Raw genomic sequence first — 22,017 nt, forward strand, 5'->3', positions numbered from 1 at the left:
TAGTCGAAGCGCGACCCGCCTATTTGATCCGCGGGTCGCCGGGCATCGCGATCACCGTCGGGTCGATCCCGGCGACGCCGCGCCAATAGACCGCGCGCACCGCTGATTCGGCGAGGCTCTCCGCCCCGAACCGGCGCAGCGCGTCGGTATCGGCCTGCTCCACCACCGATCGGTAGGCCACCTGGGTCTCGACCTCGGCCTCGACCGCGGCGCGTCCGGCCGAGCGGACGTCGGTCACCTTCACCGGCAGGCGATAGCCGGGCGCGGGATTGGGTACCGGGGTGCCGGTCTTGGTGAGGTCTTCGGCCAGCGCGCGTCGGCGCACGCGGTGGGCAGCGATGTCCACGGCGAGGCGGCTGCGGACGTCGTTGCGCGTGAAGGCCGTCAGCACGCCGTAGGTGAAGATGGCGGCGTCCTCCGCCTTGAGCGCCGCGGTGAGCGCATCGGCGACTGTCATGGCAGCAACCCCTTCAAGCTGGTGACGGCGGCCGATACCGATGCGGTCAGCCCGGCCTGGAAGCCGCTCGTGCCGATCGCCACCTGCTGTGCGGCGGCCGCGTCGGCGGACAGCGAGGACTTGAACGCATCGAGTCCGGCCGCCGCCGGGGCCGCGGGTGAGGGCGGCGGGGCAGACGACCCGGGAGCGGCGCTCGGCGTCGCCGAGGCGGACGGGTCGACGATGGCATGCCCCGAGGACGGGTGCAGACGCAGGATCTCCTCGCGCAGCAGCTTGGCGTGCTCGTCGCGGATCGTGGCGATCTGTCCGAGTGCCGTCGCCTGTTTGGGCTCGGTGGTGGCGAGGAGTCGCGCCGCCGCCGCGGAGGCGACGGCAGCCGAGGCCAGCGGGACGAGCCGATCCGCCAGGGTCTGCTCCGGGGACGGGCCGCGACTGCAGGCGGACAGGGCGAGGGCGCCGAGGGGGAGTGCGACGGTGGCGGTGGCGGCACCGCGCAGCACCGTCCGGCGAGACAGGGAGGTCACGTCGGACATGATGCCATCGCCTACACTCCTGTGGTGCGCGCCGGGGGATCCCGCGCGTGTGATCAGCGAAAACCGTGAGGCAGGTGAGTGACCGTGGCACCGGACACCAGTGGGGTGAGCGCCCTGGTCGAACCCGTCGTGACCGGTGCCGGGTTCGACGTCGACGAGGTGTCGGTCGTGCGCAAGCCCGGCTACGGCGTCAGCGCGATCACGGTCGTCGTCGACGGTGATGACGGCGTCGGCCTCGACGAACTCACCGCGCTCACGCGATCGCTCACCGCCGTCTTCGACGAGCAGCCGTGGGCGCAGGACTACGCACTCGACGTGACGTCGCGCGGCGTGGACCGCCCGCTCACCCAACCCCGGCACTGGAAGCGCAACCACGGTCGTCGCGTCGAGGTCGCGCTGCACCCGGCCGCGGGTGGAAAGAGCGAGAAGTTCCTCGGCCGAATCGGTAATCTCGGCGACGGGACCGTGGCGCTCGTCGTCAACCACAAGGGGCGGCTCGCCGTGCGCGAGGTGGCGCTGTCCGACGTCGAGTCGGCCGTGGTCGTCGTCGAATTCGGCGAACCGAGTCCGGCGGAGCTGAAGCTGTGCGACGGCGGGGAGGCCTGATCGGGCAAAGCCGGCGCCGCCCGTCGCACAACTGAACATCGAACAACTGAACATCGCACCGATAACTGAAGAATGCACAAGTGAATAGGAGTCACCGCGCCATGAACATCGATATCGCCGCCCTGCGCATGATCGAGGCCGACAAGGGCATCCCCACCGACACCGTCATCACCGCCATCGAGACCGCGTTGCTGACCGCCTACCGGCACACCGACGGATTCGCGCCGCACGCGCGGATCGACGTCAACCGCAAGTCCGGCGAGGTGCGCGTCATGGCGCAGGAGGTGGACGAGAACGGCACGGTGCTCAGCGAGTGGGACGACACGCCCGAGGGATTCGGCCGGATCGCCGCCACCACCGCGCGCCAGGTGATCCTGCAGCGGCTGCGCGACGCGGAGAACGAGCGGAACTTCGGCGAATTGGCCGCACACGAGGGTGAGATCGTCGGCGGCGTCGTGCAGCGCGACGTCCGCGCGAACGCCCGCGACCTGGTCGTCGTCGCCATCGGCAACGAGGCCGACGGCACCGAGGGCGTCATCCCGGCCGCCGAGCAGGTCCCGGGCGAGACCTACGAGCACGGCGACCGCATCAAGTGTTATGTCGTCGGCGTGGCGCGCGGCGCCCGCGGTCCGCAGATCACGCTGTCGCGCACCCATCCCAACCTGGTCCGCAAGCTGTTCGAACTCGAGGTCCCCGAGGTGGCGAACAAGTCCGTCGAAATCGTGGCGGTCGCCCGCGAGGCGGGGCACCGCTCCAAGATCGCGGTACACACGGGTGTGCCGGACCTCAACGCGAAGGGCGCGTGTATCGGCCCGATGGGGCAGCGCGTGCGCAATGTGATGAGCGAACTGGCGGGGGAGAAGATCGACATCATCGACTACTCCACCGATCCGGCGGTGTTCGTGGCCAATGCGCTCTCACCGGCGAAGGTGCTGTCGGTGACCGTCGTCGACGAGGCCAACAAGGCCGCCCGCGTCATCGTCCCCGACTACCAGCTGTCGTTGGCGATCGGCAAGGAGGGGCAGAACGCCCGGCTGGCCGCCCGGCTGACCGGATGGCGGATCGACATCCGGTCCGACGCCGATCCGGGGGCCCACGACCCGACGGCCAGCGCGGCAGTATGACATCGGTCTACTGCGCAAGCTAGACTGTGAAAGGTTGTGCGAGATCTCGCGCGGTTCCGGAGTACTGATGCACTTTCATCCGATGAGGATGTGTCTGGGCTGCCGCGGACGTGCGGATCGGGCACAACTGGTCCGAGTGGTCGCGGCAAGCGGCCCCATCGGGCCGGTGGTCGAGATCGACTACCGCAAGACCCTGCCGGGGCGCGGCGCCTGGCTGCATCCGTCCACTGACTGCTTGTCGGAGGCGGTGCGGCGCAAGGCTTTCGCTTCGGCGTTGCGGGTCGACGGGATCACCGTCGACCCAGACGGACTCGTCGCCTCGCTGGTAGCAGCGGGTGGCGGGGACCAGCCGGAAGAACAGGTAGCACAAGACATGAGCACACCGTGAAGTTCCCACGATGAGCATGTATCGGAGTTAACCGAGGTCGTAGCGGGTGCCGCTCGACCTCCAAGTGAGGAGAGCAGTGGCAGGCAAGGCCCGCGTGCACGAATTGGCCAAAGAGCTGAACGTGACGAGCAAGGAAGTGCTCGAGCGTCTCAAAGAACAAGGCGAGTTCGTCAAGTCCGCGTCGTCGACCGTCGAGGCCCCGGTGGCCCGGCGACTACGCGAATCATTCCCCAAGCCGACTGAGTCGGCAGCAACCGAAGCCCCGGCAAAGAAGGCGCCGGCGAAGAAGGCTGCGCCCAAGCCGGGCGCACCGGTGGCCGAGAAGGCCGCTCCGGCGCCCGCGGCACCGGCACCGGCCCCGGCCGCTCCCGCGCCGGCGGCTCCCGCCGCGGCAGCACCGGCCCCCGCGGCTCCGGCCGCCGCGACGCCCGCGGCCCCGGCTGAGCCCGCCGCGCCGGCAACGGCCCCCGGTGGCAACCGTCCGGGCGGTCCCAAGCCCGGTCCGCGTGCCCCGCGCGTCGGAAACAACCCGTATTCCTCTGCCCCGGCCCCCGCGCCCCGTCCGGTGGCGCCGCGTCCCGGCGCCGGTGGCGGTGCGGCTGGTCCGCGCCCCGGTGGCGCGCCGCGCCCGGGCGGCAACCGACCCAGCCCCGGCGGTATGCCGCCGCGGCCGAACCCCGGTGCGATGCCCAGCCGTTCGGCTCGTCCGGACGCCAACCGTCCCGCTGGCCGCGGTGGTCCCGGCGGCAACCGCCCGGGTGGCGGTGGCGGCGGATACCGTGGTGGCCCCGGTGGCGCACCCGCCGGTGGTCCTCCCGGTGGAGGCTTCCGCGGTCGTCCCGGTGGCGGCGGTGGCGGTGCACGTGGCCGCGGCGGTGCCGCGGGTGCGTTCGGTCGCCCCGGTGGCGCCCCCCGCAAGGGTCGCAAGTCCAAGCGTCAGAAGCGGCAAGAGTACGACTCGATGCAGGCTCCGACGGTCGGCGGCGTTCGGCTGCCGCACGGCCAGGGCCAGACGATCCGGCTCGCCCGCGGCGCATCGCTGTCCGACTTCGCCGACAAGATCGACGCCAACCCGGCAGCCCTGGTCCAGGCGCTGTTCAACCTGGGTGAGATGGTCACGGCGACCGAGTCGGTCAACGACGAGACGCTGGAACTGCTCGGCTCGGAGATGAACTACGTCGTCGAGGTCGTCAGCCCCGAGGACGAGGACCGCGAGCTGCTGCAGAGCTTCGACCTCAGCTACGGCGAGGACGAAGGCGGCGAGGACGACCTCGCCCAGCGCCCGCCGGTGGTCACCGTCATGGGTCACGTCGATCACGGCAAGACGCGCCTGCTGGACACCATCCGCAAGGAGAACGTCCGCGAGGGCGAAGCCGGCGGCATCACCCAGCACATCGGTGCGTACCAGGTCGACACCAGCCTCAACGGCGAAGACCGGCTCGTCACCTTCATCGACACCCCGGGTCACGAGGCGTTCACCGCCATGCGTGCCCGCGGCGCCAAGGCGACCGACATCGCGATCCTCGTCGTCGCCGCCGATGACGGCGTCATGCCGCAGACGGTGGAGGCCGTGAACCACGCGCAGGCGGCCGACGTGCCGATCGTCGTGGCGGTCAACAAGATCGATAAGGAAGGCGCGGACCCGAGCAAGATCCGCGGCCAGCTCACCGAGTACGGCCTGGTGCCCGAGGAATACGGCGGCGACGCCATGTTCGTCGACATCTCGGCCAAGGAGGGCACCAACATCGATGCGCTGCTGGAGGCGGTCCTGCTGACCGCGGATGCTTCGCTCGATCTGCGCGCCAACCCGGACATGGACGCCCAGGGCGTCGCGATCGAGGCACACCTCGACCGCGGCCGCGGCCCGGTCGCCACCGTCCTCATCCAGCGCGGCACCCTGCGCGTCGGCGACTCGATCGTCGCCGGCGATGCCTATGGCCGCGTGCGACGGATGGTCGACGAGCACGGCGACGACATCGACGAGGCGCTGCCGTCGCGTCCGGTGCAGGTCATCGGCTTCACGTCGGTGCCCGGCGCGGGTGACAACGTCCTGGTCGTCGACGAGGACCGGACCGCCCGTCAGATCGCGGATCGTCGCGCGGCGCGCAAGCGCAACGCGTTGGCGGCCCGCAGTCGCAAGCGGATCAGCCTCGAGGACCTGGATTCGGTGCTCAAGGAGACCAGCCAGCTCAACTTGATTCTCAAGGGTGACAACTCGGGCACCGTGGAGGCGCTCGAAGAGGCGCTCATGGGCATCGAGATCGACGACGAGGTGTCGTTGCGGGTCATCGACCGCGGTGTCGGTGGTGTCACCGAGACCAACGTCGACCTTGCTGCCGCGTCGGACGCGATCATCATCGGGTTCAATGTTCGCGCCGAGGGCAAGGCGACCGAGCGGGCCAACCGCGAGGGCGTCGACATCCGGTACTACTCGATCATCTACCAGGCGATCGACGAGATCGAGAGCGCGCTCAAGGGCATGCTCAAGCCGGTCTACGAAGAGGTCGAGTTGGGCCGCGCCGAGATCCGCGCGATCTTCAAGTCGTCCAAGGTCGGCAACATCGCCGGTTGCATGGTCAGCTCTGGTCTGATCAAGCGCAACGCCAAGGCGCGCCTGCTCCGCGACAACGTGGTGATCGCCGAGAACCTGACGGTGTCGTCGCTGCGCCGCGAGAAGGACGATGTCACCGAGGTCCGCGAGGGCTTCGAGTGTGGTCTGACCGTGACGTACTCCGACATCAAGGTCGACGACGTCATCGAGAGCTACGAGTTGCAGGAGAAGCCGCGCGACTAGGGTTTCCCGACTCGTGCGACTTCAAGTGAGAAGGGCGGTTCTCCCATGGTGGACCAGGCTCGGGCGGCTCGGCTGGCCAAGCGGATTTCATCGATCGTCGCCGCGGCGATCGGCTCGGGTGAGATCAAGGACCCGCGGTTGCACTACGTGACGATCACCGACGCGCGCGTGTCGGGCGACCTGCACGACGCGACGCTGTTCTACACCGTGATGGGGCAGACGCTCGACGTCGAGCCCGACTACGAGGGTGCGGCGGCGGCGCTGGCGAAGGCGACCGGGCATCTGCGCTCGCTGGTCGGTGCCGGTACCGGGGTTCGGTTCACGCCGACGCTCGCCTTCCAGCTCGACACGGTGCCCGACGCCGCACGCCACATGGAGGAGCTCGTCGCCAAGGCGCGCGCCAACGACGAGATGGTCGCGCGCCGGGCGGCGGAGGCCACACCGGCCGGTGACGCCGATCCATATCGGGACGACGAGTCGGAGCGGTGACGGCGGCCTCGGCAGCCGACGTCGCTTCCGCGTTGCGCGGGGCCGACGCGGTGACGATCCTCTGCCACGTCCGGCCCGATCCCGACACGCTCGGCAGCGGCTTGGCCCTCGGGCAGGCACTGGTCGGACTCGGAATGGCGGTCGAGGTCGCCTATCCGGGCGATCTGCCGTTGCCGTCGGCGATGAAGGCGCTGCCGGGCAGTGAGCTGCTCGTCCGCCCGGATGCGGTGGTCGGGCATCCGGTGGCCGTGTCGGTCGACGCGGCGACCCTCGGCCGCCTCGAGGACCTCGGCGAGGTGTTCGGCGCGGCGCGCGAGCGCATCGTCGTCGACCACCACGTCTCCAACACGGGGTTCGGCACCCTGGATTTCATCGATCCGTCGTCGGACTGCACGGCGTCGCTGGTCCTGGAGATCATCGACGAACTCGGGGTGACGCTCACCGAACCGATCGCCACCTGCGTGTACGCGGGCCTGATCACCGACACCGGCTCGTTCAAATGGGCGCGGCCGTCGTCCTTCGGCATCGCGGCCCGCTTGATCGAGGCCGGCGTCGACGGCGCGAAGTGGAGTCGGACGCTGCTGGACAGTCATCCCTTCACCTGGTTCGGCGTGGCGAGCGCCGTGCTGGGCGACGCGAAACTCGAGTCGGCGGCCTGCGGCGGCGCGGGACTCGTGTACGCTACCGTGCCGCACGAACTGCTCTCGTCGATGGCGTGGGACGAGTCGGAGAGCCTGATCGACCTGGTGCGGACCGCACAGGACGCGGAGGTCGCGGCCGTGTTCAAGGAATCCGAACCGGGCCGCTGGAACGTCTCGCTGCGCTCCAAGGACAAGGTCGACGTGACCACGATCGCGCGCGCCTTCGGCGGCGGTGGACACATCCGAGCCGCCGGCTACAGCATCGACGGCACCTCCGACGAGGTGGCCGCCGCGCTATTGGCGCAGGTCTAGTCGCACTGGTCTATTCGGCCAGGAGGAGTGAGACCAGCGCAACGCCTCCGGTCAGCCACGCCAGCAAGAGGCAGATGGCGGCGGGCACAATGCTCAGCTTGCCCCGCGCAGCCCAGATTAGTGCGGCGGTGATCGACGTGGCGAATAGGAACGCACTTACATCGGGGGCATATCCGAGAGCGTAGACCGCAATGGTTTGTCGAGTCGTGAGCGGCGGCCTGACGTCGTCGTCGGACGACGGCACCCAGTCCTGGAGGGCACGGCTGGCCAATAGGCCGTAGAACCACAACAGTAGGCAGGTCCAGACGTGTGCGGCCCAAACGAGCGCGGTGCCGACCCAGTTCGCGACCTTTGCCTTGGTACGTACGCGCTTCGGCTCGCGGGCCATGCTTTGTTGCGGTCCGGACATGTCCCGACAGTCTAGCCATTCGCCGAGCGAGCCCGGTTACACCGTCGTCCAGCGGCCCGACCGGTAGCGCCACCACACCGCGGCGAGTCGGGCGATCAGGAAGACCAGCAGTCCGGTCCAGATCCCGGCCAATCCCCAGCCGAAGATGTGCGACGCCCAGATCAGCGGGAGGAATGCGCCGAGGGCCGCCGCCAGCGTCGCCGTCCGCAGGAATGCCGCGTCACCCGCACCGAGCAGCACCCCGTCGAGCGCGAAGACCACTCCCGCGATCGGCAGCATCGCGATCAGGAACCACCACGGCACGGCAATCGCCGAGAGCACCGTCGGATCGCTGTTGAAGACCCGCGGGATGACTGACGAGCCGGCCGCCAAGACGATCGCGACGAGGACGGCGACGATCACCGACACGACGGTGACTCGTCGTGCGACGGCCTGTGCCCGTGCCGGTGCCGACGCTCCCAGCGCCGCCCCGACCAGCGACTGCGCCGCTATCGCCAGGGAGTCCAGGAGCAGCGAGAGGAACTCCCAGACCTGCAACGCCACCTGATGCGCGGCGACGGCGGCGACCGAGTAGCGGGCCGCGACCGCCGCGGCGGACAAGAAGCAGATCTGGAAGGAGGCGCTGCGCGCGATGAGGTCGCGCGCCATGACCAGCTGGGCACCGACGACGGCGCGGTCGGGGCGCGCCGATACCCCGGTTCGTCGTCGTTCGCGCAGCAACGCCGCGCCGAAGAGCGCGCCGGTGATCGACTGCCCGACGAGGTTGGCCCAGGCGCTGCCGACCAGGCCGAGGCGCGGGAAGGGGCCGAGGCCGTGGACCAGTCCGACGCAGAGGACGGAGGCGACGGCGAGCCCGACGACGACGTTGACGACGGGGGCGCGGGTCTCCTGCACGCCGCGCATCCACCCGTTTCCAGCCATCGACACGAGGACGAGCGGCACACCGAAGAGCGCGATGCGCAGCCACGCGGCCCCGTCGGCGGCGACCGCCGGATCGGGAACGAGTGCGCGCATCAGCCACGGCGCCGCCGCGAAGCCGACGGCGATAATCGCGCACCCGACGATCAGCGCGATCCAGGTGGCCTGCACCCCCTCGACGATCGCGCCGGCCCGGTCGCCCTCGCCGAAGCGGCGCGCCGAGCGGGCCGTGGTCCCGTAGGAGAGGAATGTCAGTTGGGTGCTGAGGATGGCCAGGACGAGGGTGCCGACCCCGAGGGCGGCGAGTTCGCGGGCACCGAGGCGTCCCACGACCGCGAGGTCGAGCAACAGATACAGCGGCGGCGCGATGAGCACGAAGAGCGCGGAGAGTGCCAGCTCGGCAATTCGTCGCATTCGCCGATCATCGCAGTCGGGTCCGCGGTCCCGACAACCGACTCGGCCAGTGGGAACGGGTTCGTTGGGCACCAGCGGTCAGCGCAGGCTATCCTTACCCGCATGATGAAGCAGATCCTTGCCGTTCTCGGCAGTGCGGCCGTCGCGACGACCGGCGTGGGGGCGGCCACCGCGACCCCGGCACCCCCGACGACCCGCGTAGTCGTCATTCCCGGCCAGACCGTGGGCACCATGCCGTTCGGTCCGATGAAACAGAACCTCGAGTCGCGTGGCTACCCGACGACGCTGCTGAACCTGCCGGGGGAGAACCTCCGCGCCGAGGCGGCCGTCGTCGCCAGGACCGTCGACGGGATCCGGCGCCAGCACCCGGGGGACAAGATCGCACTGGTCACCGAGAGCATCGGCGGCATCACCGGCCGCGTGTACCTGAAGGAGATGGGCGGAACGTCGAAGGTGGCCACCTACATCGCGATCGGTACCGCCCAGTACGGCTCGCCGGTGTCCTGCGCGCAGCCGATCGCGCGGGAGAACTGCCCCGGATCGCCCTTCCTCAAGAAGCTCAACGCCGGCGACGACACGCCCGGACCGACGAAGTACTTCTCCATCCGCAGTGCGCGCGAGTGGTCCGACGGCCGCCTCGACGGCGGTCAGTGCCGGGTGACGCCGATCCCCGCGAACGAGTCGCTGCCGGTGACCGGCATGGAGCACACCTTCGAACCCTTTGACGCCCGCGTGTGGAACGCCATCGTCTCCTCGTTGCGCGGTCACTGCGCCGGGAAGTTCGTCACCGACCCGGACGGCGTGCTGACCGCTGGGAAGTCCACCATGCCGGGGGCACCGGGCTACCACCCCGGGATGCGCTGAGCCCGGTAGCCGAGGAGGAGTGATGGCCGAGTCGGTCGACCTGGGCAGCGTCCAGGAAACCCTGCTGGTGCCGCTGTACGGTCGCGCGGTGGACGCGCGCCGACGATCGAGTGTGCTGTCCGACGCGCGGGCCGCCGAGATGGTCGACGAGATCGACCACGACTTCTCCACGTTCAGCACCCCGAACACCGTCGGCTCGGTGTGGCGGGCGGCGGTCTTCGACGGCTTCGTCCGCGACTTCCTCGCCGAGCACCCCGACGGCACCGTCGCCGACCTCGGTTGCGGGCTGTCCACCCGCTTCGACCGGGTGGACAACGGGCGGGTCACCTGGCTCGACGTCGACCTCGAGGACAGCATCGCGCTGCGCCGCAGATTCGTCGACGACGGCGACCGCTACACGATGCGCGTCGGGTCGATCTTCGACACGGACTGGTACTCCGCGATCGATGCGGGCAAGCCGGTTCTGCTGCTCAGCGAGGGCGTCCTGCTGTACTTCCACGCCGACGAGGTCGAGGAGGCGCTGCGCTCGATAGCGGCGGCGTTCCCGGGGGCGCGCTTCGCGTTCGACACCTCCGGGGCGGCGATGGTCGCCGGTCAGGACAAGACACACGCCGATGTGCCCGCCCGGTTCCACTGGGCGTGCGACGATCCGGCCGAGCTGGAGAAGTGCGGCCTGCGACTGCTCGAGTCGTACAGCTTCGCGAAGCCGCCAAAGGGGTTGGTCGCCTCGTGGCCGCTACTGCACCGGGCGGGGATCAGGCTCGTGGGACGGATGCCGGTGTCGAAGGCGTATCGGTTCAACCTGTTCGAGTGCGCGCGTCGATAGCGCGGGCGCGACGGCGGTCCGCCGACGACCGGGGCAGCGGCGCAGGCGGGCTCCCGTGGCACGATGGTCGGCATGGCAACGCTCTGGGCGATCAGCGATCTGCACGTGGCCCATCGCGGCAACGAGCACATCGTCGACGACATTCACCCGCGTGATGCCGATGACTGGCTGATCGTCGCCGGCGACGTCGCCGAGCGGACCGATGACATCGCCGAGACGCTCCGACGGTTGGCCGCCCGGTTCGCCACGGTGATCTGGGTCCCCGGGAACCACGAGCTGTACACGACCGCCAAAGACCCGCTCCAGATCCACGGCGTCGCGCGGTACGACTATCTCGTCCAGCAGGCGCGCGATCTCGGCGTCGTGACGCCAGAGGACATGTATCCGCTCTTCGATCCCGGCGACGGGCGCGAACCGGTGCGGGTCGTGCCGATGTTCCTGCTCTACGACTACACCTTCCGGCCGGAGGGCACCGCCACCGCGCTGCAGGCGCTGGCCCTGGCGCGCGAGCGCAACGTCGTCGCCACCGACGAATTCCTGCTCTCGCCGGAGCCGTTCGGAACCCGGGACGCGTGGGGACGCGCCCGGATGGCCGCCACCCGTGAACGCCTCGACGCCCTGGACCCGGCGGAGCGGACCGTGCTGATCAACCACTGGCCGCTGCGCCGCGAACCCACCGAGGTCCTCATGTACCCGGAGTTCGCGCTCTGGTGCGGCAGCGAGCAGACCGCCGATTGGCATCTGCGCTACAACGCCGCCTGCTGCGTCTACGGGCATCTGCACATCCCGCGCACGACCTACTACGACGGGGTGCGCTTCGAAGAGGTCTCCGTCGGCTATCCCCGGGAGTGGAAGCGGCGCGGCCTGCCCGATCCGCTGCTGCGCGCGATCATTCCCGACGCCACCCCCGACGACCTCGCCGAACACGGCACCCGTTTCGAACTCCCGCCCGACTACGAGGAGCGCGCCAGGCAGATGCGCCGTCGCATCGAGGAACGACAGCTTCGTCAACAGAGTCAGAAGGGACCGCAGTGACCGAGCCGGCACCGACCATCAGCACGCAGACGATGATCGCCCCGATCCTGGTCGGCGGTGTCGCCTCGGCCGAGGCCTTCGGCGACCCCGAGGGGCTGACCGCACACCCGGCCGAGGAGTCGATCATCGGCCGCGCGGTGGACAAGCGGCGCAAGGAGTTCATCACTGCGCGCAACTGCGCCCGGGTGGCGCTGGGCGAGTTGGGCATCGATCCGGTGCCCATCATGCGCGGCGAGAAGGACATGCCGCTGTGGCCAGACGGCGTCGTCGGCTCCATCACCCACACGGCCGGGTATCGGGCCGCGATCGTGGCCTACGCGATGGCCATCCGGTCGTTGGGGATCGACGCCGAGCCGCATGAACCCCTGCCCGAGGGGGTGCTGAACCTGACCAGCATCGAGGCCGAGCGCGATGTCCTCGCGACCCGCCCGGCCGGACTGCACTGGGACCGCCTGCTGTTCTGCGCCAAGGAGACCACCTACAAGGCCTGGTTCCCGCTGACCCGACGGTGGCTGGGGTTCGAGGACGCCCACATCACGTTCTCCCAGCTCGGCGAGCTCGACGGCGGGGGAGCGCACGGCACCTTCACCTCGCGCATACTCATCGATCCGGCCGCCGCCGACGGGGGCGCGCCGCTGCTCGAACTCCCGGGCCGCTGGCTGATCGCCCGCGACCTCATCACCACGACGATCGTCCTCCGATGACCGGTACCGACCCGGGGGCGGCCGAGCACGCCCACTTGGACGCCGCCGGCCTGGTCGTGATCGACAAGCCGGCCGGGATCACCAGCCACGACGTCGTCAGCCGGTGCCGCAAGGCGTTCAACACACGCCGGGTCGGCCACGCCGGGACCCTGGACCCGATGGCGACCGGCGTGCTGATCGTCGGGATCGAGCGGGCCACCAAGCTGCTCGGCCTGCTTTCGCTGACGACCAAGTCCTACACCGCGACGATCCGCCTCGGCGTCGCCACCACCAGCGACGACGCGGAGGGAGAGGTCACCAAGCGCGTGTCCGCCGACGCGGTGCGCGACGACGAGATCGCCGCCGTCATCGGCACCCTGACCGGCGACATCGAGCAGGTGCCGTCGACGGTCTCGGCGATCAAGGTCGACGGCAAGCGCGCCCACGCCCTCGCCCGTGACGGCGAGCAATTCGAGCTGGCGGCCCGGCGGGTGACGGTTTCCCGGTTCGACGTCGAGCAGATTCGGCGGACCACCGTCGAAGGAGTGGGGGTCATCGACCTCGACGTGGCGGTCGACTGCTCGTCGGGCACCTACATCCGCGCCCTGGCCCGCGATCTCGGCAGCGCTCTCGGGGTGGGCGGGCATCTCACGGCCCTGCGGCGGACCGCCGTCGGTCCGTTCACGCTGGAGCACGCGCGGCCACTCGTCGAACTCGAATCCGACCCCCGGCTCAGCCTGCATATCGACGAAGCGGCGCGCATCGCGTTCCCGCACCGTGCGATCAGCGCCGACGAGGCGGAGGGCATCAGCCAGGGACGGTGGCTGGACCCGGTGGGGATCAAGGAGGTGTACGTCGTCATCGACCCCGACGACCGGCCGATCGCGTTGATCCGCGAGAAGGGCCGACGCGCGTCGTCGGTGATGGTCGTGCGCCCGGCGACGCTGCGCTGACCGGCACAACCTAGGCTGTCCTCATGACTTCTGACGCCACCGCGGACGACCGGTCCCACGACCTGAACGTGCTGCTCGAATTGCTCGACGTGCAGCAGCGCGACGAGGACGTGTTCATCGGGCAGCATCCGGAGCAGAAGACGGCCCGCACCTTCGGCGGGCAGCTCCTCGGTCAGGGAGTGGTGGCGGCGACGAGGTCGTTGACGCGCGGCAACCCGCCGGTCCATGCGCTGCACGCCCATTTCATCCGCGGCGGCGACGTGGAAAAGCCGATGGAGTACCACATCACCCGCTTTCGCGACGGCAAGTCCTTCGCGAACCGCCAGGTCACGGCACGTCAGGACGGCGAGGACATCTTCACGATGCTCGTCTCCTACCAGGACAACACCGCCGGACTCGAGCACGCCGTCGAAAGCCCGACGGTGCCCTATCCGGAAGAACTGCCCGAACTGGGCGAGCACTTCAAGGGCTACGAGGACACCGTCTCGCTGTTCGTCAACGCCCTGCATCCCATCGACATCCGCTTCGCCAACGACCCCACCTGGAAGGCGCGCGAGGCGGGGGAGAAGCTGCTCAAGAACCGGGTCTGGATGCGGACCGACGGCACGCTGCCCGACGAGCAGATCTGGCACGTCGCCGCGATGTGTTATGCCTCGGACACGACGGTTCTCGATTCCATCATCACCACCCACGGACTCTCCTGGGGCATCGATCGCCTGTTCGCGGCGACGGTGAACCATTCGATGTGGTTCCACCGCGAGTTCCGCTTCGACGAGTGGATGCTCTACGCGACGGAGTCGCCGGTGGCGGCGGGCTCCCGCGGCATCGGATCCGGACGTTTCTTCATGCGCAACGGCACCCTGGCGACGTCGGTCGTTCAGGAGGCACTGATCAAGTACTTCCCGCCGAAGGACTGATCCGACGGTAACCTGGCGGGGTTGATTTCGGCCGCCCGGCCGGGTCGACCCTTCCCCCGCACCAAGGAGTAACCGCAGCGTGGAGCCAAACGAGCAGCAGCAGGACCCGACCGCGTCGGGTCCGATCGGGATCCCCGGATCGCCTGACGACGCGCCCGCAGCGGTGGCCCAGGCGGCCGAGGCCCCGGCGGCGCCCGCCGCACCGGGCTACGGCGGTTCCTGGATTCCCGGTCCGCCGGCGGCCCCGACCTCGCTGCCGCAACGGTGGTTGACGCCCGGACCGTATCTGCCGCGGCGCGATTGGCAGCGCAAGACCCGGACCGCGATCACCGCGATCACGGGTGTGAGCGGGGTGATGTGGCTGATCGGAGTCATCGCCCTCATCGCGATCGGCCTGGTGGTCACCTTCGTCATGCGCATCAGTCCCTTCGAGGGCAAGGGTCTCGTGATGGCGAGCTGCTCGTCGGCGTCCACCGGTGACGGCACCATCGCGGCGGGATCGCCCGTGGTCGCCTGGACCGACAAGACCGACAAGGTGCTCCACGGGACCCTGCAGGCTCTCAAGTCGGTGAAGGTCGCCGACGAGAAGGACCCGACCGTCAAGGTGAGGCGGTGCTACCTGCCGTTCACGCTGAAGGGCGTGCGCCCCGACGCGGCCGGCTACAACGTCAGGATCGGTGACGGCGCCCCGCAGTTCGTGACCACCCGCTCGCTCAAGACGGGCGCGGTGATCGCCCTCGTCCCGACGGTGCCCGGGAGTCCGGGGTGATCGCCGAGGGGAGGGACTGGGCGAATGAGCTCCAGGCCTCGGCGGTCTGGGTGTTGTGGGTCTCCGCACTCTCCTTCGCCTGCCTCGTGGTCGTCGGCGGGCTGCTCGCCGTCGGCACCCGATGGGGACGGCAGTTCTGGCGAGTCACGGGCGGGTTCTTCACCGAGCGCGAGTCGGCGCCGCTGACCTGGTTGCTGGTCGTCGTACTGCTGGTGCTGGCGATCTTCGGCGTGCGGTTGAACGTCCTGTTCACGTACCAGAGCAAAGAGATGTACGACGCGCTGCAGGCGGCGTCGGGGGTGCTGGACCACAAGAACGAGGTCCCCAACCTCCACGAGGCGATCGCTCCGGCCGAGTCGGCCTTTTGGAAGGCGTTGGGGATCTTCGGGATCCTGGCCACCATCTTCATCGTGCGCGGCGTGTTCGAGATGTGGGTCGGCGCCGCGTTCGAAGTCCGGATGCGGTCGTGGCTGACGTCGCACGTCAGTCAGGACTGGCTGGACGGGAAGGCCTTCTACCGCAACCGGTTCGTGCCGATCGAGGACAGCGACGGAGAGGTGACGGCGGGCGTCGACAACCCGGATCAGCGCATCGAGGCCGACATCACGACCCTCGTCGACTCGACTCGACAATTCGTGTTCAGCAGCGGCGGGTCGGCGACCGGCGGCGTGATCCCGGCCGTCGTCACGATCATCACGTTCACCGGGATGCTGTGGGGGCTGTCGGGGCCGATGGTCCTCTTCGGGTACACGTTGTCGCACGCGATGGTCTTCCTGCTGATGGCCTTCATCCTCGTCGTCACGGTGGTGGCCTTCTCGCTCGGCCGCCCCTTGATCCGGTTGAACTTCCTGCGCGACCGCCTGACGGCAAACTTCCGTTTCGCCTTGGTGCGAGTGCGGGAGAACGCGGAGAACATCGCGCTCTACTCCGGCGAGCAGGTGGAACAGCGCCACCTGATGAGTCGGTTCCGCTTGGTGATCGCCAACTACTGGCGGATCACCTATCGGCAGTTGATGTTCTCCGGCTGGAACTGGGGTAGCAGCCAGGCCTCGGTCGTGCTGCCGTGGATGGTGCAGGCCGGCCGATTCTTCACCGGCCAGATATCCCTGGGCCAGTTGTCGCAGACGGCCGGCGCCTTCGGGAACCTGAGTGATTCGCTCTCGTTCTTCCGGCTCATGTACGACGACTTCACCAATTTCCGCGCCTCCCTCATCCGTCTCGACGGACTGGGCGAGGCCGACGAGAAGGCGCGGGAGCTGCCCACGATCGACACCGCCGACGGCGAGGGCATCGGCCTGCGGGACGTCACCATCACCAAGCCCGACGGCGGCGTCCTCGTCGACGATTTGGACCTGTCCCTGGTGCCCGGCGATGCGCTCGTCGTCAAGGGGCGTTCCGGCAGCGGTAAGACGACGTTGTTCCGCGGTCTGTCCGGGCTCTGGCCGTATGCCGACGGGCAGTTCATCCGGCCGGGCGGCGAGGACACGCTGTTCATCTCGCAGGTGCCCTATCTCCCGCTGGCCGATCTGCGGTCGGTGCTCACCTATCCGGCCCCGGCGTCAGACTTCTCCGACGCGGAGCTGCGCGAATCCCTCGTCGACGTGTCGCTTCCACATCTCGTCGACCGACTCGACGAGGACGAGTATTGGGCCAAGGTGCTCTCGCCAGGCGAGCAGCAGCGCGTGGCCTTTGCCCGGATCCTCCTGTCGAAACCCAAGGCCGTCTTCCTCGACGAGGCTACCTCCGCGGTCGACGAGGGGTTGGAGTTCGCGCTGTACAGCCTGATCCGGACCCGGCTGCCGCAGACGATCGTCGTCTCGATCAGCCACCGCAGCACCACCGAGCAGCATCACACCAAGATGCTCGAACTCCTCGGCGACGGGCCGTGGGAGCTGACCGACGTTCCGGTGCACGCGTAGATTCGGTTGACCGACGACCCCTTGTGGGTCGAATGGGATGGGTCCTACCGTGGCTTCATGACTACTCGAAACCCCATGTCAGGGCACCTTTCCTCACTCGGTGCGCGAACGGTCGCCGCGGTCTTCGCGATTCTCGTCGGGCTGGTGGGCGCAGCGCTTCCGGCGGCTTCTGCCGCTCCGACCATCAGCCCGCAATCGGCTGCCGGGCGGGCGATCGTCGCCACCGGTGCGGCCGACGCCACCGCGACCGTCCACAAGCCGGTCCGCCTCGGTGGCGCGACCATCCGGGCGGATGGGATCTGGGCCTTTATGACCGCGAAGATGCAGGCCCCCGACGGCGGCAGGTTCTCCTATGTCGGCACTCCCGACGCCGAGGCCGCCGCCCACGGCGGGAAGTCGAATACCTACGACGGTCTTTTCCGCCAGACCACCCGGGGCTGGACCCGGATCGACAGCGCCGTCGGCCCGACTGACGTCGCGTGGGAGGGTTGGGCGGCCAAATACGGTGCGCCCGAGTCGATCTTCCACTGAGCTCGACGCCGTACTTTACGAACTCTTTACCTTTCTCGGCGAAACCCCGGACTCGGCCGTCCAATCCGCTTACGGTTGCAACAAACTCACCGTTCGAACACTAGGGGTTGGTCATGGCCGACGAGCTGATCACGTTTCCACACGCATCCGGGAAAGCGGTTTCCACGTTGCCGGAGGGTTTCCAAGAGACCATCCAGCTGGCCCCGGATCGGGTTGCGCTGCGCACGGTCGGCGGCGGCGTCGAGATCACCTGGCGCCAATACGGTGACCGGGTCCGGGCCATCGCCGGCGGGCTCGCGGCACTGGGCGTCAAGCCGGGCGACACCGTCGCGATCATGATGACCAACCGGCCCGAGTTCCACCTGGCGGACACCGCCGCCCTGCACCTCGGAGCCGTGCCGTTCTCGATCTACAACACCAGCTCACCCGAGCAGATCGAGTACCTGTTCGGCAACGCGGGCAATTCGGTGGTCGTCACCGAATCCGTGTTTCTCCCGCTGCTGGCGGCGGCCAAGACCGGCGTGACCAGCATCATCAGCGTCGACGGCGGGGAGGGAGCGATTCCGTTGGCGAAGGTGGAGTCGACGCCGGCGCCCGATGGATTCGACTTCGACGCGTCCTGGCGGGCGGTCACCCCGGCCGACCTCGCAACGCTGATCTACACGTCGGGCACGACGGGTCCGCCCAAGGGCGTCGAGATCACGCACCGCAACATGATCGCCGAATTGCTGGCGCTCAGCGACATCGTGGAGGCGGGCCTCGATGACCGCCTGCTCTCCTACCTACCGGCAGCCCACATCGCCGACCGGGTCTCCACGCACGCGACGAACATGGTTCGCGGGGCGCAGATCACCAGCGAACCCGATCCGCGGGCGATCGCCACGGCACTGCCCGACGCGCGGCCCACCTTCTTCTTCGGCGTCCCGCGCGTCTGGCAGAAACTCAAGGCCGGTATCGAGGCGAAGCTCGCCGAGGCCACCGGGGTGAAGGCAAAGCTTGCCGGGTGGGCGCTGGGCGTCGGCGACGAGGTCGCCGGTCTGCGCCTGGAGGGGAAATCCCCGTCGGGTCTACTCGGAATCCAGCACCGGCTGGCCGACAAGCTCGTGCTGTCGACGGTCCGCGAGGGAATCGGCATGGACGCGATCGACATCGCCTACTCCGGTGCCGCATCCATTCCGCCTGAGGTGCTGCGCTTCTTCCTCGCCCTGGGCATCCCGGTGTTGGAGGTGTGGGGGATGTCGGAGTCGACCGGCGCCACCACGTTGACCTCGCCGGACAACCTGGCGATCGGCACCGTCGGCCGTCCCGTCCGCGGCGTCGAGTGCAAGCTCGGCGACGACGGCGAACTGTTCGTCCGCGGCCCGGTGATCATGGCCGGATACCGCAACCAACCGGAGAAGACCGCCGAGACGATCGACGCCGACGGATGGCTTGCGACGGGCGACGTCGCGCAGATCGGCGCCGATGGCAACGTCAAAATCGTGGACCGCAAGAAGGAACTCATCATCAACGAGTCGGGCAAGAACCTCGCCCCGACCAATATCGAGAACGCGGTGAAGGCGGCCTCGCCGCTCGTGGGGCAGGTCGTCGCCCTCGGCGACGGGAAGCCCTACGTCACCGCCCTCGTCGTCCTCGATCCCGACATGGCCGCGGTCAAGGCGCATCAGCACGGTCTCGACGAAACGGATTTGGCGGCGATCTCCGCTCATCCCGAGGTCGTCGCCGAGGTGCGGGCGGCGGTGGAGAAGGGAAACGCGAAACTGTCGCGGGTCGAACAGGTCAAACGTTTCGTCGTCGTCGACACGCCGTGGGAGCCGGGTGGTGAGGAGCTGACGCCGACGATGAAGTTGCGTCGCAATCCGATCAACGCGAAGTACGCCGACGAGATCGTCGCCCTCTACTCCGATCCGGCGGGCGCCGGGGTGGTCGATCTGCGCTAGTCATCGCGAGCGCACCGGGGCGCCCAGGATCTGAGACGCCCGGTAGAGGTGCCCCTCGACGGTGCGGACGGACAAGACGAGTTGTTCGGCGATCTCCTTGTTCGACAGGCCGCTGCGGGCGAGAAGGACGACCGCGCGCTGCCGCGCCGATAAGCCGTCGGCGACTTCTGCCGCGACCACAGTGGGTGTGCGGATGCCGAATTCGGCGGTGAGGCGCTCCAGGTGCTGCTCGGAGGAGAGTCGCGCACCACGATGGCCCTGCTCACCGTGTGTCATAACGGCCTGACCGAGGGCGTCGACGGCGTCGCCGATCAATCCGGCGTCCAAATAGGCGGCCGCCACGGCGTCGAGTTCCGCACCATCGGCCGCTGCCACCGCCCGTGCGTGCCTGGCGGCAACCGCAGTGAGCGGAACTTCGGGAAGTGCCTGTGCCAGCTCGGCCAGCCGCTCGGCGCAGTCCGGTGAACCGAACCGCACCGCTGTCCGCAGTGCGTGTGCCTCGTGTGCGAGACGCGCGTCCGACGACGCCTGCTCGGCGACGCGTCGTGCGATGGCGATTGCGTTCTGTGTGGATGCCGCGGTGGCAGCCGACCACGCGTCGAGGAGGTCGCGACGAGGCGCCTGGAATTCGAAGGCCGCATGTGGGTTCTCGCGCAGTCGGGCCGTCAGCGAGGTGAGTGTCTCCGCATCGCCGGCGAGGGCTGCGGCGTGGGCGCGCTCCAGGCAGAACGGTAGCCACAGGAACGGGGGTGCTCCGATGGCGTCGAACCCGCCCAAGCAGACGTCGAGGAGGCGGGTCGCAGTGTGGACATCGCCGCGCGCAGCGGCGACCAGCCCCCGGCAGCCGGCTATCCAGATCATCGGCATGCCCGGTGCGCGGCCAATGAGGTCGTCCAGGGCGAGTACCGCGGCCTCGGCGGCGCCCGGATCGCCGACTAAGCACTCCGAGTAGGCGTGCAAGTGGGTCAGCGCGGTGCGGTGGTGGGCCGCGGCAGGGGAGTCGGCGGCGCGGTAGCCGGTTGCGGCCGCGCGTCGCATATCGCCGACCCGACCGAGGTCGGCGTAGGCGAGGACTCCGGCCCAGCAGCGGAGCATGTCGTCCAGCGGCGAGTCGAAGTCCGTGGATTGGTCCTCGTCGAGCACGGCGGCCGCTTGCCGCGACTGTCCCGCGAGCGCGTAGACCTGAGTTCGGATGGTCCCGGCGACCCTGGCCGGCACCCCATCGTCGATGACACGATTCGCCGCTTTGGGATCGCTCCTGGTCCACACGTGATTCGAGGCGCGGATCAGTGCGATCTCGCCTCGGAGACCGAGGGCTGGGATATCGGAGAATGCGCTCGCGAGCGTCGTTTCGGCGGCCTCCCCTTGGCCGAGGAGCGATAGTGCATAGCCGGACACCACCCGGGCCATCGTCGTTTCGGGGCCGGGCGGCACCGCCGCGGTCAGTTCGAGTGCGAGCGGGAAGTCCATTCCGCCCAAAGCTGCTTGCGCACCGGCCAGGAGTAGCCGGCCCCGGCCGGGGAAGTCGTCTGCGTCGAGCGCGAGCAGCCCCTGTTGCAGCGCAGTCGCGTGGCCGCCGATCTCACTGCGGTCGAGAGTCCGGGCGATCTCGCCGCGCAGCCGGTCGAGGCGGACGGCCGCCGAGGTGCGGCGGACCTCGCCGTACACCGGATGTGCAAGGCGCAACACCTGGACCGTGCCCTCCAGCATCGCGGAGACGAAGCCGCGCCGCTCGGCCTGCTCGATCGCGGTGAATCCGGTCAGCTCGGCCACCAACTTGGTCGGCAGCGGTTCTGCGACGGCTAGCACGTCGATAACGTCAACCACCGCGGGATCGCTGCCGTCGAACTGTGCGGCGATGGCGGAACTGAGGCTGGGCGGCAGGCGCAGATCGGTCGCAGTCCATTCGTCGTTCGTGAGCAGCAGGGATCCGTCGTCACGGCCTTGCTCGACGAGTGCCCGCAGGTAGAGCGGATTGCCGAGACTGCGTTCCCACAGCGTCGCATGTAACTGGTCGGAGACCGGGGCACCCAGGACGCCGTCGACTAGTTCGGCGGTCTCGGTGGCGGTGAGCGGCGACAGTTCGATGGTCTGCACCGCTGGCGAACCGATCAGGTCGACGACGGTAGCGGGCACGGGGTCGTCGGAGCGCAGGGTCATCACCACGCTGACCGAGCCCTCTTGGATCAACGTGGCGACGACGAATAGGGACATGTCGTCGAGCCTGGGAAGGTCGTCGATGACGATGAGCGAGTGCGAGGGCGCGCTCAGGGTGGCGACGAGGTTGCTGACGCGCTGCAGGTGGTCGACCAGTGAGGTGTCGACCCACGCGCTGAAGGCGCCGAGCGGGATCCGCTGGCCGACGGCGGTGCCGTTGACCCAGAACGTGGTGTGGTCGAGGCCGCTGATCGCCTCCCGGGCCAGTCGTGATTTTCCGACGCCGCTGGTGCCCCGGACGGCCACCGGGCGCCGCTGCGGTCCCCGTATCGCGCGTC

General features: G+C 69.1%; 21 protein-coding genes. 16 read left to right on the top strand and 5 right to left on the bottom strand.

What is annotated here, in order from left to right; genetic code table 11:
- Positions 1-19: 19 nt before the first annotated feature.
- Both HUN08_RS07635 and HUN08_RS07640 read right to left on the bottom strand, forming a co-directional pair.
- Positions 20-457 (bottom strand): ferritin-like domain-containing protein, encoded by a 438-nt coding sequence (locus HUN08_RS07635; RefSeq protein ID WP_124247365.1) that lies wholly within the window; start codon positions 455-457, stop codon positions 20-22.
- Positions 454-981, bottom strand: coding sequence for a hypothetical protein (locus tag HUN08_RS07640; RefSeq protein WP_124247364.1), 528 nt, complete (start codon positions 979-981; stop codon positions 454-456). Before HUN08_RS07640 ends, HUN08_RS07635 begins: the two co-directional genes overlap by 4 nt.
- A gap of 93 nt (positions 982-1,074) precedes the next feature.
- Between HUN08_RS07640 and rimP the strand changes: the two genes are divergently transcribed.
- The 6 genes from rimP to HUN08_RS07670 all read left to right on the top strand — a co-directional run bounded on the left by rimP (position 1,075) and on the right by HUN08_RS07670 (position 7,344).
- The gene (rimP, locus tag HUN08_RS07645; protein ID WP_124247363.1) at positions 1,075-1,596 is read left to right on the top strand and encodes a ribosome maturation factor RimP; all 522 of its coding nucleotides are present in this window, start codon (positions 1,075-1,077) and stop codon (positions 1,594-1,596) included.
- A 101-nt stretch (positions 1,597-1,697) separates the two neighbouring features.
- A complete protein-coding gene (gene nusA, locus HUN08_RS07650) occupies positions 1,698-2,720 on the top strand; it encodes a transcription termination factor NusA (RefSeq protein WP_124247362.1) in 1,023 nt (340 codons plus the stop codon).
- An 88-nt stretch (positions 2,721-2,808) separates the two neighbouring features.
- Positions 2,809-3,108, top strand: a complete 300-nt coding sequence (locus HUN08_RS07655; RefSeq protein WP_124247529.1) for a YlxR family protein — start codon at positions 2,809-2,811, stop codon at positions 3,106-3,108.
- 76 nt (positions 3,109-3,184) lie between these two features.
- On the top strand, positions 3,185-5,902 hold the full coding sequence (infB, locus tag HUN08_RS07660) for a translation initiation factor IF-2 (RefSeq protein ID WP_174900898.1): 2,718 nt from the start codon (positions 3,185-3,187) through the stop codon (positions 5,900-5,902).
- A 45-nt stretch (positions 5,903-5,947) separates the two neighbouring features.
- The gene (rbfA, locus tag HUN08_RS07665) at positions 5,948-6,391 is read left to right on the top strand and encodes a 30S ribosome-binding factor RbfA (protein ID WP_124248190.1); all 444 of its coding nucleotides are present in this window, start codon (positions 5,948-5,950) and stop codon (positions 6,389-6,391) included.
- On the top strand, positions 6,388-7,344 hold the full coding sequence (locus HUN08_RS07670; protein ID WP_124248191.1) for a bifunctional oligoribonuclease/PAP phosphatase NrnA: 957 nt from the start codon (positions 6,388-6,390) through the stop codon (positions 7,342-7,344). Before rbfA ends, HUN08_RS07670 begins: the two co-directional genes overlap by 4 nt.
- A gap of 10 nt (positions 7,345-7,354) precedes the next feature.
- Here HUN08_RS07670 and HUN08_RS07675 read toward each other — a convergent pair whose 3' ends face one another.
- Entirely contained in the window at positions 7,355-7,753 is a 399-nt protein-coding gene (locus HUN08_RS07675) for a hypothetical protein (protein WP_124248192.1), read from the bottom strand.
- A 36-nt stretch (positions 7,754-7,789) separates the two neighbouring features.
- Positions 7,790-9,085 carry an MATE family efflux transporter gene (locus HUN08_RS07680; RefSeq protein ID WP_124248193.1) on the bottom strand — a complete coding sequence of 432 codons (1,296 nt, stop codon included), beginning with the start codon at positions 9,083-9,085 and terminating at the stop codon, positions 7,790-7,792.
- A gap of 102 nt (positions 9,086-9,187) precedes the next feature.
- On the opposite strand from HUN08_RS07680, the gene HUN08_RS07685 reads away from it, so the two are divergent.
- The 10 genes from HUN08_RS07685 (at position 9,188) to HUN08_RS07730 (ending at position 19,522) form a co-directional block, all read left to right on the top strand.
- Positions 9,188-9,949, top strand: a complete 762-nt coding sequence (locus tag HUN08_RS07685; RefSeq protein ID WP_124248194.1) for a lipase — start codon at positions 9,188-9,190, stop codon at positions 9,947-9,949.
- Between the two features lie 22 nt (positions 9,950-9,971).
- The gene (locus HUN08_RS07690; RefSeq protein ID WP_124248195.1) at positions 9,972-10,775 is read left to right on the top strand and encodes a class I SAM-dependent methyltransferase; all 804 of its coding nucleotides are present in this window, start codon (positions 9,972-9,974) and stop codon (positions 10,773-10,775) included.
- A 72-nt stretch (positions 10,776-10,847) separates the two neighbouring features.
- Positions 10,848-11,810: a metallophosphoesterase gene (locus HUN08_RS07695; protein ID WP_124248196.1), complete on the top strand. Its 963-nt coding sequence runs from the start codon at positions 10,848-10,850 to the stop codon at positions 11,808-11,810.
- A gap of 32 nt (positions 11,811-11,842) precedes the next feature.
- Positions 11,843-12,514, top strand: coding sequence for a 4'-phosphopantetheinyl transferase (locus HUN08_RS07700; RefSeq protein WP_124248256.1), 672 nt, complete (start codon positions 11,843-11,845; stop codon positions 12,512-12,514).
- Positions 12,511-13,446, top strand: a complete 936-nt coding sequence (gene truB / locus HUN08_RS07705; RefSeq protein ID WP_124248197.1) for a tRNA pseudouridine(55) synthase TruB — start codon at positions 12,511-12,513, stop codon at positions 13,444-13,446. Before HUN08_RS07700 ends, truB begins: the two co-directional genes overlap by 4 nt.
- A 23-nt stretch (positions 13,447-13,469) precedes the next feature.
- Positions 13,470-14,363 carry an acyl-CoA thioesterase II gene (locus HUN08_RS07710; RefSeq protein WP_124248198.1) on the top strand — a complete coding sequence of 298 codons (894 nt, stop codon included), beginning with the start codon at positions 13,470-13,472 and terminating at the stop codon, positions 14,361-14,363.
- A gap of 79 nt (positions 14,364-14,442) precedes the next feature.
- On the top strand, positions 14,443-15,132 hold the full coding sequence (locus HUN08_RS07715; RefSeq protein WP_124248199.1) for a hypothetical protein: 690 nt from the start codon (positions 14,443-14,445) through the stop codon (positions 15,130-15,132).
- Complete coding sequence (locus HUN08_RS07720) at positions 15,129-17,051, top strand: ABC transporter ATP-binding protein/permease (protein WP_301546941.1); 1,923 nt, start codon at positions 15,129-15,131, stop codon at positions 17,049-17,051. The genes HUN08_RS07715 and HUN08_RS07720 overlap by 4 nt, the downstream gene beginning before the upstream one ends.
- A 57-nt stretch (positions 17,052-17,108) precedes the next feature.
- Entirely contained in the window at positions 17,109-17,582 is a 474-nt protein-coding gene (locus HUN08_RS07725) for a hypothetical protein (RefSeq protein ID WP_124248200.1), read from the top strand.
- 113 nt (positions 17,583-17,695) lie between these two features.
- Positions 17,696-19,522, top strand: a complete 1,827-nt coding sequence (locus tag HUN08_RS07730) for a long-chain fatty acid--CoA ligase (RefSeq protein ID WP_124248201.1) — start codon at positions 17,696-17,698, stop codon at positions 19,520-19,522.
- Here HUN08_RS07730 and HUN08_RS07735 read toward each other — a convergent pair whose 3' ends face one another.
- Positions 19,523-21,985, bottom strand: a complete 2,463-nt coding sequence (locus HUN08_RS07735) for a LuxR family transcriptional regulator (protein WP_124248202.1) — start codon at positions 21,983-21,985, stop codon at positions 19,523-19,525.
- Positions 21,986-22,017 lie beyond the last annotated feature (32 nt).

Source organism: Gordonia sp. X0973 (genome assembly GCF_013348785.1).
In the GTDB taxonomy this organism is placed as follows: domain Bacteria; phylum Actinomycetota; class Actinomycetes; order Mycobacteriales; family Mycobacteriaceae; genus Gordonia.

Excerpts from the sequence above, each read along its gene's own strand:
- truB (WP_124248197.1), top strand. The coding sequence starts at position 12,511 with ATGACCGGTACCGACCCGGGGGCGGCCGAGCACGCCCACTTGGACGCC.
- HUN08_RS07710 (WP_124248198.1), top strand. The coding sequence starts at position 13,470 with ATGACTTCTGACGCCACCGCGGACGACCGGTCCCACGACCTGAACGTG.
- nusA (WP_124247362.1), top strand. The coding sequence starts at position 1,698 with ATGAACATCGATATCGCCGCCCTGCGCATGATCGAGGCCGACAAGGGC.
- HUN08_RS07685 (WP_124248194.1), top strand. The coding sequence starts at position 9,188 with ATGATGAAGCAGATCCTTGCCGTTCTCGGCAGTGCGGCCGTCGCGACG.
- HUN08_RS07700 (WP_124248256.1), top strand. The coding sequence starts at position 11,843 with ATGATCGCCCCGATCCTGGTCGGCGGTGTCGCCTCGGCCGAGGCCTTC.
- HUN08_RS07680 (WP_124248193.1), bottom strand. The coding sequence starts at position 9,085 with ATGCGACGAATTGCCGAGCTGGCACTCTCCGCGCTCTTCGTGCTCATC.
- rbfA (WP_124248190.1), top strand. The coding sequence starts at position 5,948 with ATGGTGGACCAGGCTCGGGCGGCTCGGCTGGCCAAGCGGATTTCATCG.
- HUN08_RS07725 (WP_124248200.1), top strand. The coding sequence starts at position 17,109 with ATGACTACTCGAAACCCCATGTCAGGGCACCTTTCCTCACTCGGTGCG.
- HUN08_RS07690 (WP_124248195.1), top strand. The coding sequence starts at position 9,972 with ATGGCCGAGTCGGTCGACCTGGGCAGCGTCCAGGAAACCCTGCTGGTG.
- HUN08_RS07695 (WP_124248196.1), top strand. The coding sequence starts at position 10,848 with ATGGCAACGCTCTGGGCGATCAGCGATCTGCACGTGGCCCATCGCGGC.
- HUN08_RS07635 (WP_124247365.1), bottom strand. The coding sequence starts at position 457 with ATGACAGTCGCCGATGCGCTCACCGCGGCGCTCAAGGCGGAGGACGCC.
- HUN08_RS07655 (WP_124247529.1), top strand. The coding sequence starts at position 2,809 with ATGTGTCTGGGCTGCCGCGGACGTGCGGATCGGGCACAACTGGTCCGA.
- HUN08_RS07675 (WP_124248192.1), bottom strand. The coding sequence starts at position 7,753 with ATGTCCGGACCGCAACAAAGCATGGCCCGCGAGCCGAAGCGCGTACGT.
- HUN08_RS07730 (WP_124248201.1), top strand. The coding sequence starts at position 17,696 with ATGGCCGACGAGCTGATCACGTTTCCACACGCATCCGGGAAAGCGGTT.